At 44.9% G+C, this 13,589-nt stretch carries 16 protein-coding genes and 1 other RNA gene; 6 read left to right on the top strand and 11 right to left on the bottom strand.

What is annotated here, in order from left to right; genetic code table 11:
- Positions 1–4 precede the first annotated feature (4 nt).
- The 4 genes from BCT34_RS19450 to BCT34_RS19465 all read left to right on the top strand — a co-directional run bounded on the left by BCT34_RS19450 (position 5) and on the right by BCT34_RS19465 (position 3,215).
- Positions 5–391: a DUF393 domain-containing protein gene (locus tag BCT34_RS19450; RefSeq protein ID WP_076656555.1), complete on the top strand. Its 387-nt coding sequence runs from the start codon at positions 5–7 to the stop codon at positions 389–391.
- Between the two features lie 398 nt (positions 392–789).
- Positions 790–2,136 (top strand): AarF/ABC1/UbiB kinase family protein, encoded by a 1,347-nt coding sequence (locus BCT34_RS19455; RefSeq protein WP_076656552.1) that lies wholly within the window; start codon positions 790–792, stop codon positions 2,134–2,136.
- Between the two features lie 69 nt (positions 2,137–2,205).
- Positions 2,206–2,751, top strand: coding sequence for a glutathione peroxidase (locus tag BCT34_RS19460; protein ID WP_076656549.1), 546 nt, complete (start codon positions 2,206–2,208; stop codon positions 2,749–2,751).
- Positions 2,748–3,215, top strand: a complete 468-nt coding sequence (locus tag BCT34_RS19465; RefSeq protein ID WP_076656547.1) for a DUF3429 domain-containing protein — start codon at positions 2,748–2,750, stop codon at positions 3,213–3,215. Before BCT34_RS19460 ends, BCT34_RS19465 begins: the two co-directional genes overlap by 4 nt.
- Positions 3,216–3,250: 35 nt before the next feature.
- Here the strand turns inward: BCT34_RS19465 and BCT34_RS19470 are convergent, their stop codons facing one another.
- From BCT34_RS19470 to BCT34_RS19490, 5 genes are all read right to left on the bottom strand, one after another.
- Entirely contained in the window at positions 3,251–3,685 is a 435-nt protein-coding gene (locus BCT34_RS19470; RefSeq protein ID WP_076656544.1) for an N-acetyltransferase, read from the bottom strand.
- 46 nt (positions 3,686–3,731) lie between these two features.
- Entirely contained in the window at positions 3,732–4,346 is a 615-nt protein-coding gene (locus tag BCT34_RS19475; RefSeq protein WP_076656541.1) for a LysE family translocator, read from the bottom strand.
- Between the two features lie 109 nt (positions 4,347–4,455).
- The gene (locus BCT34_RS19480) at positions 4,456–4,788 is read right to left on the bottom strand and encodes a hypothetical protein (protein WP_076656538.1); all 333 of its coding nucleotides are present in this window, start codon (positions 4,786–4,788) and stop codon (positions 4,456–4,458) included.
- Positions 4,789–4,923: 135 nt separating this feature from the next.
- Positions 4,924–6,360 carry a lipopolysaccharide biosynthesis protein gene (locus BCT34_RS19485; protein WP_076656536.1) on the bottom strand — a complete coding sequence of 479 codons (1,437 nt, stop codon included), beginning with the start codon at positions 6,358–6,360 and terminating at the stop codon, positions 4,924–4,926.
- A 16-nt stretch (positions 6,361–6,376) separates the two neighbouring features.
- Positions 6,377–7,303: a glycosyltransferase family 2 protein gene (locus tag BCT34_RS19490; protein WP_076656533.1), complete on the bottom strand. Its 927-nt coding sequence runs from the start codon at positions 7,301–7,303 to the stop codon at positions 6,377–6,379.
- A gap of 315 nt (positions 7,304–7,618) precedes the next feature.
- Here BCT34_RS19490 and BCT34_RS19495 point away from each other — a divergent pair, with 315 nt between their 5' ends.
- Positions 7,619–8,767 (top strand): glycosyltransferase family 4 protein, encoded by a 1,149-nt coding sequence (locus tag BCT34_RS19495; protein WP_076656530.1) that lies wholly within the window; start codon positions 7,619–7,621, stop codon positions 8,765–8,767.
- A 176-nt stretch (positions 8,768–8,943) separates the two neighbouring features.
- Here the strand turns inward: BCT34_RS19495 and BCT34_RS19500 are convergent, their stop codons facing one another.
- The 4 genes from BCT34_RS19500 to BCT34_RS19515 form a co-directional block, all read right to left on the bottom strand.
- A complete protein-coding gene (locus tag BCT34_RS19500; protein WP_076656527.1) occupies positions 8,944–9,711 on the bottom strand; it encodes a ribonuclease H family protein in 768 nt (255 codons plus the stop codon).
- A gap of 81 nt (positions 9,712–9,792) precedes the next feature.
- Positions 9,793–10,122 carry an AzlD domain-containing protein gene (locus BCT34_RS19505; protein ID WP_076656524.1) on the bottom strand — a complete coding sequence of 110 codons (330 nt, stop codon included), beginning with the start codon at positions 10,120–10,122 and terminating at the stop codon, positions 9,793–9,795.
- A gap of 2 nt (positions 10,123–10,124) precedes the next feature.
- The gene (locus tag BCT34_RS19510; protein WP_076656521.1) at positions 10,125–10,853 is read right to left on the bottom strand and encodes an AzlC family ABC transporter permease; all 729 of its coding nucleotides are present in this window, start codon (positions 10,851–10,853) and stop codon (positions 10,125–10,127) included.
- A 104-nt stretch (positions 10,854–10,957) separates the two neighbouring features.
- Positions 10,958–11,791, bottom strand: a complete 834-nt coding sequence (locus BCT34_RS19515; protein ID WP_076656518.1) for an AraC family transcriptional regulator — start codon at positions 11,789–11,791, stop codon at positions 10,958–10,960.
- 236 nt (positions 11,792–12,027) lie between these two features.
- Here BCT34_RS19515 and BCT34_RS19520 point away from each other — a divergent pair, with 236 nt between their 5' ends.
- Entirely contained in the window at positions 12,028–12,366 is a 339-nt protein-coding gene (locus BCT34_RS19520; RefSeq protein ID WP_083702856.1) for a hypothetical protein, read from the top strand.
- 82 nt (positions 12,367–12,448) lie between these two features.
- Here the strand turns inward: BCT34_RS19520 and ffs are convergent.
- Together ffs and BCT34_RS19530 are read right to left on the bottom strand one after the other, a co-directional pair.
- Positions 12,449–12,545, bottom strand: an RNA gene (gene ffs, locus BCT34_RS19525) — signal recognition particle sRNA small type.
- A 196-nt stretch (positions 12,546–12,741) separates the two neighbouring features.
- Positions 12,742–13,485 carry a hypothetical protein gene (locus BCT34_RS19530; RefSeq protein WP_076656512.1) on the bottom strand — a complete coding sequence of 248 codons (744 nt, stop codon included), beginning with the start codon at positions 13,483–13,485 and terminating at the stop codon, positions 12,742–12,744.
- Positions 13,486–13,589 lie beyond the last annotated feature (104 nt).

The following is a 13,589-nucleotide window of genomic DNA, read 5'->3' on the forward strand; positions in this document are numbered from 1 at the left end:
AACAATGACTGTATTAACGATATTCTACGACGGGACCTGTCCACTTTGTGCAAAAGAGATGACAGCGCTGACCAAGTCTGACACCAAAAACCAAATTCAGACTGTCGATATCTACAGTGAAGCGTTTTCAAACTACCCTCAAATAGATGCGGAAGCGGCGAACACGATTTTGCATGCACTGGACGAAAACGGAAAACTGTTGCTCGGTTTAGACGTAACTTACCAAGCGTGGAAGTTAGTAGGAAAAGGTTGGCTCTATGCTCCGTTGCGTTGGGCGATATTCAAGCCAATGGCAGACTGGTGTTATCTACGGTTTGCCAAGAATCGATATAAAGTTTCGTTCTGGCTAACCGGAAAATCACGTTGTAACGGAAACAGCTGTACTAAATAGCCGTACTAAATAACATCGGAATTAAGACATGCCACTGGCGACTTTGTAGTAAACGACGCCAAAGAGTGCGGCAAACACCAATACTGTGACGGCGACTTTCAACCAAATAAACTTCATGCTTTTTCCTTTTAATTCTGTTTACTGTTTCACGCGACAAGTTATCACAACAAGACACAAGGTTGTGTAACGATTTATAGAACTTTGTGGTCATACCAATAACAGTAAGTAAGTGTTCAAAAATAGCGCAGGAAAAAAGCTTGAGAACAAGGCGGATTTTTTCGATAAGTAGTTATTCTACAATCAAAAAATCTAACGACGTTATCGAGTTTTTTAACAAGCTAGGGTGAACAGTGATTTACTACGATTGGTATCAACCCTGATTCCCAGAGAGAACCTTTATGTCGGCAAAAGAGAGAAACCTTCCCACTCATCGACTTTCTAGATTCAGTAAGTTTGCCTCGCTGGCAACAAGAGTCGCGGGTAATGTGATAACGGAAGGCACCAAGCAGATTGCACAAGGCAATAGGCCCAAAGCAAAAGACTTATTGTTAACACCACAAAATATTGCTCGCCTAACCGATCAACTGGCGCATCTGCGCGGTGCGGCAATGAAGCTAGGGCAAATGCTATCAATGGATGCGGGTGATGTCTTAGAGCCTGAGTTAGCCGACATTCTTTCTCGCCTACGCTCCGATGCCGATCCATTGCCAACCAAACAGCTCAATCAAGTTTTAGAGAGCTCGCTTGGTATTCATTGGAAAACCGAATTTCTTTCCTTCAACTTTAAACCGATTGCCAGTGCATCTATCGGCCAAGTCCACCAAGCTTACAGCGATGCGGGAGACAAACTGGCCGTCAAAGTCCAATACCCAGGTATTCGGAAAAGTATCGACAGCGATGTGGACAACGTCGGCACACTGCTCAACATTGTTGGCTTGATACCAAAATCGGTCGACTACAAAGGTTTGTTAGAAGAAGCGAAGAAACAGCTCCACGATGAAGCAGACTATGCTCGCGAGGCTGACTACGCCACTCGTTATCATGACGCGTTAAAAGAACACTCTCACTTCGTCGTACCCAAAATTCATCCTCAAGTCTCTTCAGAATCGGTGCTCGCCATGGACTTCATTGAAGGCGTATCCATAGAGCAAATAGAAAAATACGACCAAGGTACCCGCAACTTTGTGATGCACAGCCTGCTAGAGCTTCTGTTCCGAGAGTTATTTGATTTTAAGATGGTGCAAACCGATCCTAATTTCGCCAACTACCTTTATGTTGAAAACACCCGACAAATTGGTTTGTTAGATTTCGGAGCAACCCGTGAATACAGTGACCGCTTCAGCGAGGGCTACCGCTTAGCCTTTACCTCTGTGATTAATCGCGATGAGCAAGGGCTGAACCAAGCTTTAGAGCAGATTGGATTCTTTAGCGAGACGATTCTTCCCGATCAACGCCAAGCGATTCTAAACCTCGTCAAAATGGCCTGTGAACCGATGTTGGTTGACGAAGAATACGACTTCAAAGCGAGTGGTTTGGCACAAAGACTTCGTGAAGCAGGCACCATACTCAGCATGGAACAAGAGTATTGGCATACACCGCCAGCCGATGCGCTGTTCCTGCACCGAAAAATTGGTGGTATGTATCTACTCGCCGCTCGTCTTGGTGCGAAAGTGAATATCAGCCGTTTAGTTGCTCCTTACCTCATCGCAGATGACAAATTCGCTAGCAAGAGCAACATGAAATAATCAGCAAAGTGATCATTTCATGGAGCTCAAGAGTAATAACCATAACGCCCACTAAAATGAGCCAAACTCATGAAATGTTCACTACTTTGCTCAACCTTATTGGTTACCAGCCTAACGAGCTCCATCGCTTTTGCAGCGAGTTGTCCCGAGATACTTAATGGCAAACAACGCTTGTTAAATTCAACCGAAGAAATTGCCTTGTGTGATGAGTTTCAAGGCAAAACCTTATTAGTGGTAAACACCGCAAGCCAATGTGGCTTCACTCCGCAATTTGAACAACTCGAACAGCTTCATCAGACATACAAAGACCAAGGCTTCACAGTGATCGGCTTTCCCAGTAACGATTTTCGCCAAGACAGAGGAAGCGAAGAGAAATCGGCCAAAGTCTGCTATCTCGACTACGGTGTAACCTTCCCAATGATGGCGCGAGCTTCCCTATCAGGCAGCAACGCCAATCCTGTGTTTACAGAGATACAGCAACAAGCAGGCGTTACACCTAAGTGGAACTTCTACAAATTCTTAATCAGTAAAGAAGGCAACGTAATCGCAACCTTCCCTAGCTCGACATCACCAATGAGCGCTACGCTCAAAAACGCGATAGAGCAACAGCTATGAAGGCGGCTCACATGGCGACGACTCAAACTCGCAACACCATGGCCAAACTGGGGTACATGGGCTTAGTCCCTTTCCTATTCGGCCTGCTTCTATCTCTGACCAACAGCCAATTAATAGGATTGAGTGGAGAAACGCTGTTCATCACTTACAGTGCGGTTATCTTGAGTTTTCTTTCAGGGATATTATGGGGAAACGGGATAGAGAACTTCGAAAGCCAAACAAGCAACAAGGCGCTGATTCTCAGCAATATTATTGTGTTAGCAGCGTGGTTAGCGGTGGTGCTCGGTGAACAGCAAGAGTTTCTCACCACTCTCCTTCTTATCATTGGCTACATTGCGGTTTGGCGAGCAGAAAGGTCGATGAGAGAAGAGAATCAGAGCCAAGGCCCCGATGGCTACTTTGATATGAGGACTCGATTAACGTCTAGCGTGGTGTTGATGCACGGTATCGTGATGTTGACTTAACTGACAGCACCCAAATAGCTGGTTTTGAGAAAGAACTAGATGATGAGTTGCATCACTAATCTCGGCTCATCATCACCAAAATAGTTTTCTTCTTGTTTAATCGTAGAAAATCCCATCGACGCGTAAAGCGCGCAAGCAGATGTGTTATTTGGGTCTACAGTGAGCAAAAGCTTAGCGTCTCGGGGCAGCTGCTCAACCGCCTGTCGCATCAGTTTCCGGCCAATTCCCATACCACGATAGTTCGGGTCTACCGCCAATGATAAGACCCAAAACTCATTCTGCTTGTCCGTGGTTGTCATCAAGGCATAGCCCGAAATCTTTGAGTCTTGCTTAGCAACTAATAAGCCTTTTCCCCAGCAATCAAATGCCTGACGAATGAAAAATTGCGGATAGGCATGGTCACCAAACAAAGCATGTTCAAGCTGGTAAATTTCAGCCAGTTCCTGTTTTTCCGCACAGACAATATTCATAGATAGACCTTTATAGATTAACTACAACTTAGACTACAGAAGAGCCCTACTGTCGACTAACCAACAAATTCGCCCCAGACAAGGCAAGAAAGACTGAACACGCTTTATTGAAGCGCTTGGCCATCTGAGGTTTTGAAAACCAATTTCGTAGATATAAGCCAAATGCCGCATAAATAGAAATCGCGAGCATTTCTAACACAAGGAACGTGCTGCCTAAAGCAAAGAATTGAGTATTTAGGTTCGCAGAAACATCAACAAATTGAGGAAGGAATGCAGTAAAAATGAGAATCGCTTTTGGATTACCAGCCGCAAGCGCGAACTCTTGTTTAACAAGGCCAACCCAATTCTTATTTCGTTCGATTTCCACGACTGGGCTAGCTTGTGAGCGCCACAGGTTAAACGCGATCCACAACAGATACATCGCACCAAATAACTTGATAAGGAAGAACAGAGTTTCAGAAGTATAAAGCACGACAGCCAAGCCAGATGCAGCCAAAGCAATCATGCCAGAAAAAGCGAGGATTCGCCCTAGGCCAGCGACAAAGGCAGCTTGAAATCCGTAACAACGGGCGTTGTTCATTGACAACAAATTGTTTGGGCCCGGAGTCATGTTGAGTGCAAAACAAGCCGGGATAAACAGCAGTAACTTCCATATTTCCATTGGTACTTCCTAGTCTCAACATGCAAAGGTTATCGTATCATCAAATGAGATATGACCTTTTATAGCAGCTATTAAAACCAGTACCAATCTTACTGTTGTGTCCTTTCAACTAATTCTCAAAAAATTTCTCATATTCTGGCGTAGACAAATTTTCCGCAACGCCAATTTCACCCACGATGTAAATAGCACTGGCAAGCGTTTCGATGGTTTTATTCGGCTCTCTGTCAGGCACTTCACCAACAACAGGGACTGGTTGACGCACAGATGTTGAATTGCAGACCACGCTTTCACAAACGATATTATTTTGTTCCTGTCGAGAAACTTCAGGCGGCTTGAAATCCTGTGAATTGAGATCGGGAGCGGCAATGCCCTCGCTTGAAAAATCAGAGGAGCTGTACGAGGCAGCTGAAAACAGAGAAAGGAGCAGCATCCACTTTTTCATATATCGTTCCATAGTTAGCATTCACTGAATTTATAAATACTATCTAATCCGAACCGTTATGAACAGTGTTTTATTATCACAAATAATGATGTTTCTAGCTGCGAATTCCTCTCTTTGTCTTTGGATAACGCGAACTCAACTCACATGTGACTGCTTACCCAACATAAATTTATCAAGCAGCGCCTGTGGTACAGGGATTACAGAGTATCGAACGAAGGCCACCAGCGTCACTATCGCCACAAAGCTGCCTAAAACAAAATCATGAACATTAACCAGCACTAAGCCAAGAATTCGGTCACAAGTGATGGCCAGTATCGCGATACTCACCGCTGCCACCCATTTTCGGTGGTCGTAAGGTAAATACTCCATCTTTTGGCTCACGATATAGAGTAGTGATAATCTCATGGCATAAGTGCCACAAAGCACCAACACAACGCCCCATACTCCATAGATAGGTGTCACAACAAAATAGCCAATCGCAGCTAAAATTGCACACCCGCCTTGTATCCACATCTGTGATTGGCTGGAATCACCGCTGAAACAGCCAAGGTTCAGGTAATCTCCTGCGCTCTTAATCACACCAATCGCCAAGAGTGCTACCACGATAGTACCTGCATACTGATAACTGCTTGGCAAAATCAAAACAATAAACCCGGGTACGGTGAGGATCATCAAGCACCCCAACACAATGGCTAGGTTCACACCGACTAACGCTCTATCCGCACACTCTTTCTTTCCATCAGGTTGTTGCAGCATGGCCACCCGATTTGGAAACCACCACAGAGCATAAGGCTGCAGTAGCAAGCCGAGAAGCAATGCAAACTTGCCACTGACCGCATAGATAGCCAACTCTTCAACGCCGACAAAGCTTGCCATCACCCAACGATCTAGCCCGGTGATCATGTAGATCGAGGCACCACCAACTAAGGTGGGTAATCCAAATTTTAGAATCTTAACGGAGTATTTGAGGCTGCCAAATGAACCCATCTCCTGCCATTGATAACGCAGTAAACACATCATCAACAACACACTAGAAACAGCGGAAGATATGAGTACACCATCGATGCCGTAACCTGCTTCAAGCAGAATAAATGTCATTGCAGCTTGAACAGTCGCCTTCATTACATTGAGCATACAAAAACGTTTGGCCATCGCATTCATTCGCATCAGCGTTAGCGGGATAGAAATCGCACCGTCGAGCATGGTTGGTATCAGCAGTAGTAGGATTTGATAAGGTTGGAACTCAACAGGCAACATCAGCAACAATAGCGGCATACTAAGCGCAATTAAGCTCCCGCCGAGCACACACACCAACACACTCAATGTGAAACAGTTCGAGATAAGCTTCTTCTTTTCTTCACCTTCAGCAATGCCAACATATCGATACATGGCTTCAACAATCCCAAAACTAAAAAGGATTGTCCCAATGTCAGCCAACAAGACGATGGCTTCTAAGGAGCCGTATTCTGATAGCGACATCTTATGAGTGATATAGGGGATCATCACGAGTGATATCCCTTTCATCATCACAATGCCGATAGCGTAATAGGCGGACTGTTTTAGTGACCCCATAGCAGACACCTATTCCTTACAATGCAGGCATTAGGAAACTCTTACAGTCTCCAAGAAGGTGCTTTAGCGTTCGTTTTTGCGGAGCCAAAACTAACGAGCGAATACTGTATGAGATGGCCAATCGGTTTTTTTGTAAGCCTCGATAATAATCAGCGTAGCCCTCAAGTATTCTCGCCTTTGCGATTTTGAAACTTGAAGTCGGCAGATTCCATCGTTGACTGTCATTTTGGTAATGTTGAAGAATGGTCTCAACAGACTGCAAATTTCTCAGTTTAAGACTTTCAGTTTGGGTAACAGAGCTCGCTCTCATCAAGTAGCCAACCTGCACAGAGTTCAATACGCCAATCTGATGGTTTTCACTCATTCGAAGCCACAGCTCCCAATCTTCGCCATACTTGATATCAGCATTGAAGCTGTCTGTTTGAGAAAAGACATCCGCTTTCACCATGACCGTCGATGTGCCAATCACATTATTTTCAATGATGAACTCCAGCGGGTTCTCGATATTGATGAACAGATCATCTTGATCTTGAAACTGCGACCAGTAACTAAAGCAATCGACTATTACTTGGTAATCTTCAGTGAGATGCTCGTAGTTAGTAAAGCTCATCGCAAGGTCAGGAAAACGTTGATGAAACTCAAGTTGACGCTCGATTTTTTCTGGAAACCAGAGGTCGTCCGCGTCTAAGAAAGCGATGTATTCACCCGACGCTTTTTCTATGCCGAGGTTTCTCGCTTGAGGAGCACCAACGCCCAATGTGGATATAGTCACAATGCGTTCATCGTCTATCGATGCGAGATACGTCGACGTTCCATCATTACTGTTGTCATCAATTACGATGAGCTCAACATCTTGATGAGTCTGTTTAAGTACGCTGCCAATTGCCTTCGGCAGGTAATCCAAACAATTGTAGGTAGGAATAACAACACTTACTTTAGCCATGATGACGCCCTCAATTATATACGTTATATGGTTGACGTTGCATGTTCTATGCCGAGAGTGCCTCGTTATTAAGCCACTTATAGATCAATCACCTACGTACTGATTCTCAAAATGGTGATAAAACACAACCCACCGTGGAACTTACAATTCCAATTTGATTATCAATTTGAGAAAACGGTCGACTTCTAAAGAGAAAGCTTCAAAAAACCGTCGAAAGCCCCGCCAAAGCTACGATTTGATCTTGGTTCGTATCTTGCTTTATTGGTTATTACCTTGGCTTAATAGCTTTAATCACATGGATTTGAGGAATAAGGAATGAAGAAAGTAGCATTTGTAGCGCCAACCTATCCTGTACTCAGTGAGACCTTCATCCAAACGGAAGTCGACTCTGTGAAAGCATGTGGGCATGACGTTTGCGTAATGACGTTCAAAATTGAAAACTGCGACAAACAGTTTGACTACGACATTGTAGAAATAGGCAAAGATGTTCGAATGGGTAAGGTCTCCAACATTAACTGGTTGGGATTCATCAAGGCTGTCTCATTTATCTCTAAGCAAACCAGCATGCCCAAAAAGTCGCTATTTGCTTATGGGTTTAAACTCGCACTGCAACTCGCGGAAAACGACGTCGAACACGTTCACGCGCATTTCTGTCAGCACACGACAGCGCACGCCATCGTCGCGGCAAAACTGCTGAATATCACCTGTTCGTTCGTTGCTCACGGTCATGATGTTTACGAGTTTGCTTATGATATTGAACATAAGATTTCATCGAGTGATTTTGTAGTTGCCGTATGCAAAGACATGCTCGCTGACTTCAATACCATGGCGAAAGGAAACATCAAGCTTCTACACTGCGGAGTGAATACCCAACAGTTCCAACTCAACCCAAAAACCGAATCGAAGCAACTTCGCTTTGTTTTTCTAGGTCGATTAGTCGAGCAAAAAGGCATTCATCACCTTATAGACGCATTAGCGCCGATTGCAGAACCTCTCGACATTCACCTTGATATCATCGGCACTGGCGATTTAGAACAACAATTGAAATCGCAGGTAAAAGAGCAAGGGCTCACTCGAAACGTGACCTTTCTTGGCGCCAAACCCCATGAGTGGGTGAAACAGAAACTATCGAACTATGACAGCCTAATTGCGCCATTCTGCTTTTCCGAAACCGGATGTGTCGATACTGGGCCATTGGTTTTAAAAGAAGCGATGGCAGTGGGAACACCCGTCATTACCACCAATATCATGGGGTGCAAAGAGATCGTTTCACCAGACACAGGGTTTGTCGTTAGCGAAAAAAACGTGGAAGAATTAAGAGGTGCGATTGAACGTTTTGCGCAGTTGAGTAGCCGTGATAAAACATCGATGGGGTTGAAAGCACGCCAGAGGGTGAAAGACAGTTTTAACTCGATAAAACAAGCTCAGCAATTATCTCGCTGGATAGAGAATCCAGCTCAATAAGGACTAACTCAGGCATCTAAGCACCTCAAAGACAACTTAGCACTGCAAGAGCAACTAAGAGCCATGAAAACCAAAGAGCGCTACATCAATTTGAGATGTAACGCTCAAGTAGCACTGCCCAGTAGTGAGCCTTAGGCTTTAGGTAACTTTTATTAGTTTTGCTTTAAGAAACCTGACTAGCCCGCTCGCAGTGCCAAAATAGACTCAATATCTTCGATGTCACGATATTGAGCGAGTTGTTGCTCTTTCGATGAAATAGCGACAATCGACATTCTATCGGCCAATTCGTTACCTTCAATGCCAACGTGACCGTTAACATGGTAGATGGTAATTTTTGAAGCTAGTTCTTGGTAGAGTGCATACGCAGGTTTAATAATATCGAGGTTTTTGATCTCGCCACCCGACTTAGTCCAACCCTTTTTCTCCCAACCTGTTGCCCACTTAGTGATGCAATCTATCGAGTATTTAGAGTCACAATAAATCGCAACAGACAGGCCCGCGTTCAGCTTCTCTTTCGCGAGCAAAAACGCTTGCTTAAGGCCATGTAACTCGGCGGTATTGTTGGTACCAACAGGCTGATACAAGCCATACCACAATTCTGTTAATTGATTTTTTTGGTAAACCGCTAAACCCGTCCCAGCTTCGCCAGGGTTTGGCTCACATGCACCATCGGTAAAGATCTTGATATCAAAAGGCATATCCGTGATTTGCTGCTCCGAAAGAGGCGGTACCTTTGCTTTAGTCGCCTTCCCCGCAGAACTTGATTTCGCTGTGCTAGACGTGACCATAGCTTTACCGCCGAAAGCAGACTCAGCCTCACCGAGTGTTGGAAACGATTTGTATCTCGCGCCAGCAAAGCCATCGACCTGCGCTTTACACTCGTTCCAAGTGGTAAAAATACCCGGTATGCGACCTTTCCAAACCACATAATATTTCTTAGCCAAATTAACTCCTTACCAAAACCTAAATACACAAACAGTGAATAGCCCCATTAGATGCCACCACGCTATACGTTGCAAGGTCTATCAGTTAAATAGGTAATCAACAGCGACAAGGTTGTAGAACAAAAACACCGCCATGCTGACGCCGATCGTAAGTAGCACATTGCCTGTTTTCCATGTCAACAATCCGGTCACAAGAGCGCCTATCAAATATGGGTTTTCAAGGCTTGGCCAAAACATTTGTTCAGGAGCAAATACAATTGGCCCCCAAATCGCAGTCAGCACTGCTGGGCTTGAATAGCGTAATAGGCGCCTTGCAGTTTGATTGAGTCGAAGCGGAATTGCAGGTTCAAGAAACAGATACCGACTAAAGAAAACAATCGCAGTCATGAGTAATATCGTTAGCCAAATCATCTCTATTTACCCTCCACGATTGTCTTGTTACCGTTGTTTCGCTCTTGGAATGATTCGCTGAAAAAGCCTGCTAACATACCGGCAATGGCTGCAATCATTAATCCACCCTCAATATTGTTAACCGACATGGCGACCGAAGTGATCAGTGAAACAACCACACACAAGACGACGGGCAGAGTTCGGATTAATGGGAACACCAAAGCGATAAAGGTTGCTGCAACCGCGAAGTCGAGCCCAATCTCATTAAGCGAAGGAATTTGGCTTCCCGCGACAATGCCAACGAAGCTCGCGATATTCCAAACAAGATAAAAACCACCGCCCACACCTGCAGCGTACCAACGATTAAACTCTTGCTGAGACTGCCCACTACAAATCGCAAATAGCTCGTCAGTGAGCCAAAATCCAAGTAATAGACGCCAACGCGCAGGAAGATGACTGATTTTGTCACGCATCGAAACGCTATATAAAAAGTGCCTAGAAGTGATGAACAATGTGGTCAGCAACATGGTGCCTAAACCGATACCCGCTTTGAACATACCCGCGGCGACAAGTTGCGCTGATCCCGCAAATAGAATCGCTGACATGGCTTGCGCTTGAAGCTGATTCAATCCGGCGTCTATCGCATAAGATCCGGCTAGAATTCCCCAAGGGATAACCGCAATGCTCAACGGCATTCCCGCTAAAACTCCCTTCCATAACTGTGTTCGTCTATCCATTTTTTCACTGTCCATATCATTCTTTGCTCTCTTCACATTGGCTATTCAATGTAAAAAGAGTTGAGTCGGTTCGATTGTATAAACTTGCTCGATTAAGCGACCGTATTTTTCGCCTACGCTCAAAGCATCTTGATGTACTGTCCCGGCGTGTAGCCATTGGCCTTTTTGAAGTGTCGATGGAAGTGACTTTGGTCGTGAAAGCCACACTCTTGAGCAGTATCTGAAATGGTATGCCCTTGTTTCAATAACTTACGCGAAAGCCTTAACCGAGATTGAATCTGATACGCGTGAGGTGGAAGGCCGAACTCTTTCTGAAAAGAACGCACTAAGTGAAACGGGCTCAAAGCCGCAAGTTTAGATAGTTCTTCTAGGGACACATCGGCTTGCGGAAAATCGTCTAAGAACTCCTTCACCAAAACAAGCTGTCGCTGAGTTTTTCCATCGAGTTGAGGATTCAGCGGAGATTTACCGTGTCGGCTAATCAACTTCACCAACATCCCATACATCAAGGTTTCTCTTAACAAGCGATTATCGGATTCATCAATCGTGTTGAAGAGCAACCTCAATTGATTGGCAAGCTCAGGGTCTTCTACAACCGCTCTTGGAAAGTAAGGCGCACCGTAATTCGGTAGGTTTAGCTCTTGAGTGATCTTGGCAAGTTGGTCTGGGAGTGGATACATCGCTCGATATGCCCAACCGCCTTCAGTGGCAGAGTGTCCGCTATGAACTTCATCAGCGTTGACCAGAATAATCGCATCTTGAGGTGCAATATGATGTCCGCCCGTTCGATAAAAACGCTGAGCGCCCTGCTCAATAACCCCAAGTGTATAACCCTCGTGGCTATGGCGTGAAAAGTTCTGCTTTTCGTATTCAGCATTAAGAATTTCAAGGCCACCGAGCTCTTCCGTGATCTTATATTCTGCCTTTTCTTTAGAGCGTTTCTTGTTCTCCATAACAATTCCCAAGCCTGTTAATTATCGAGCGACTTATCAGTCTACTCTATAGGCTCTTTGAGCTTTTGTACAAAATTGCGCTTTTGAAGGTTAATACTGTTTCTATCGTTAGCTTTATAGCGCTTTCAAACTGGGAGGAACGTCTTGGTATGTAACGAGTTAGCGAGAAATTGACAATAATTTAATCATACAAGCCGATACTGTCTTCAAATCATCGGCAACCGACCTGATACACAATGAAAAACATACTATTCCTTTTCTTTTTCCTGAGCCTAACTGGGTGCACTCATAATCAATCCAAAGCACTGAGCATGAACTCCTCTTCAGTAAATACGTATCCTCAATCCATGTCGAACCTACAACTGTGCGATACCTTGTATTATGGGCGTTCAAGTAACCAGACACTCGCTGCCATTGGCAGTGAATTTAATCGAAGAGGATTATCAAAGAGTTGGTGTGATACCGAAACCAACAAGCTCTATTTAACAAAGACAATTGATTGGGTTGCTGATCAAATAGAAGACAAAGAAGATTCAGAGGAAGAAGCACCTGCCGTTGTTCTGCCTGCGAATTGAGAAAAACGAAACGTTCTTGAACAAGAAAAAGGCAAGCAGATAGCAAAAAGCCGCTCATAAAGAGCGGCTTTTTTAAGGGGTGGGAACCCAGCCACATCCCGGCACACAAGTCACTCGCTGCGGCTGCTCCCTTCCAGGCCTGACCGAGTTCACGAGCTATTGTTGCGGGAGGACCAGGCCCCCATAGATTCGTTTTCTAAGAGGCTTGCCTCAAAGAGTGATGGGATTATTAAGCATCACAGCAACCATTGCAAGCCCTTCCACCCTATTTTTGAACAATTGCGGTCTAAGTGCTTATCCTTTATTCAAACCACTAGAAAATCGCAGGTAAATTCACCATTTACCTGCATTGGGGAGGTTTGGATTGCCGCAGTATCAGATATCGATGTCTTCGTTATCTTCTGTGCGAATGATGTAGTCCGTCATCCACGCGGTGCCCAATAGACACAACCACACAACAAAGACGGGACTTGGCACTTCGATGCTTGGAGTAATCACTAGAGCCGCAAAACCGACCGTTGGCAGTGTCCAACACAGCAGCTTATTCCAGCGAAAGGTCTTCAAGCGCGTCAGCGTTTCCATTGATGCCATGATGCCAGTTATACACAAGGCCACCAAAGCGGCATAAGGTAAATCGGCTATCCATAATGGAAGTATTAATCCTAATGACCACCAGCTGTGTCGGCTGGCTGGTTTAAGATGATTTGCCGCCCACCAAATTACGATAATTGATAAGGTTTGAAGCGTGGTCACCCACGGTACGCCTTCAAGCTTGCCAGCTGATTGCGTGACCATAATCCCGACTTGCAAAGTCGTCACAATCAGGCCAGAAATAATCACGACCGACAAACTACTGCGTCTTGAGAAAACCACCATCAATAGCGGGAATAGAACCCAAGCACTGACGGACAGCGTGATGGGTTGCAAAGGAAGCGTGAGACCATAAGTGGTCATGGAAACAAGCAAAGCTAATCCTGCTATGCCTCCCTGCGGTAAGATCCATAAAGCCGGAATTACCATTGCAAGTACTGGGATGTCACCGTCACTTAAACTGATTGCTCTTGCGCAAACAACCGCTAATAATGTGGTGATCAAGAACTGAAACGTTGAAAATACCATAGCCCTCTCCTTCTACCGATCCGTGGTACCATACCAATCGTAGTAATTAACTGGTCACCCTAGCTTGTTAAAAAACTCGATAACCTCGTTAGATTTTTTGATTG

The organism is Vibrio sp. 10N.261.45.E2 (genome assembly GCF_002875705.1).
In the GTDB taxonomy this organism is placed as follows: Bacteria; Pseudomonadota; Gammaproteobacteria; order Enterobacterales; family Vibrionaceae; genus Vibrio.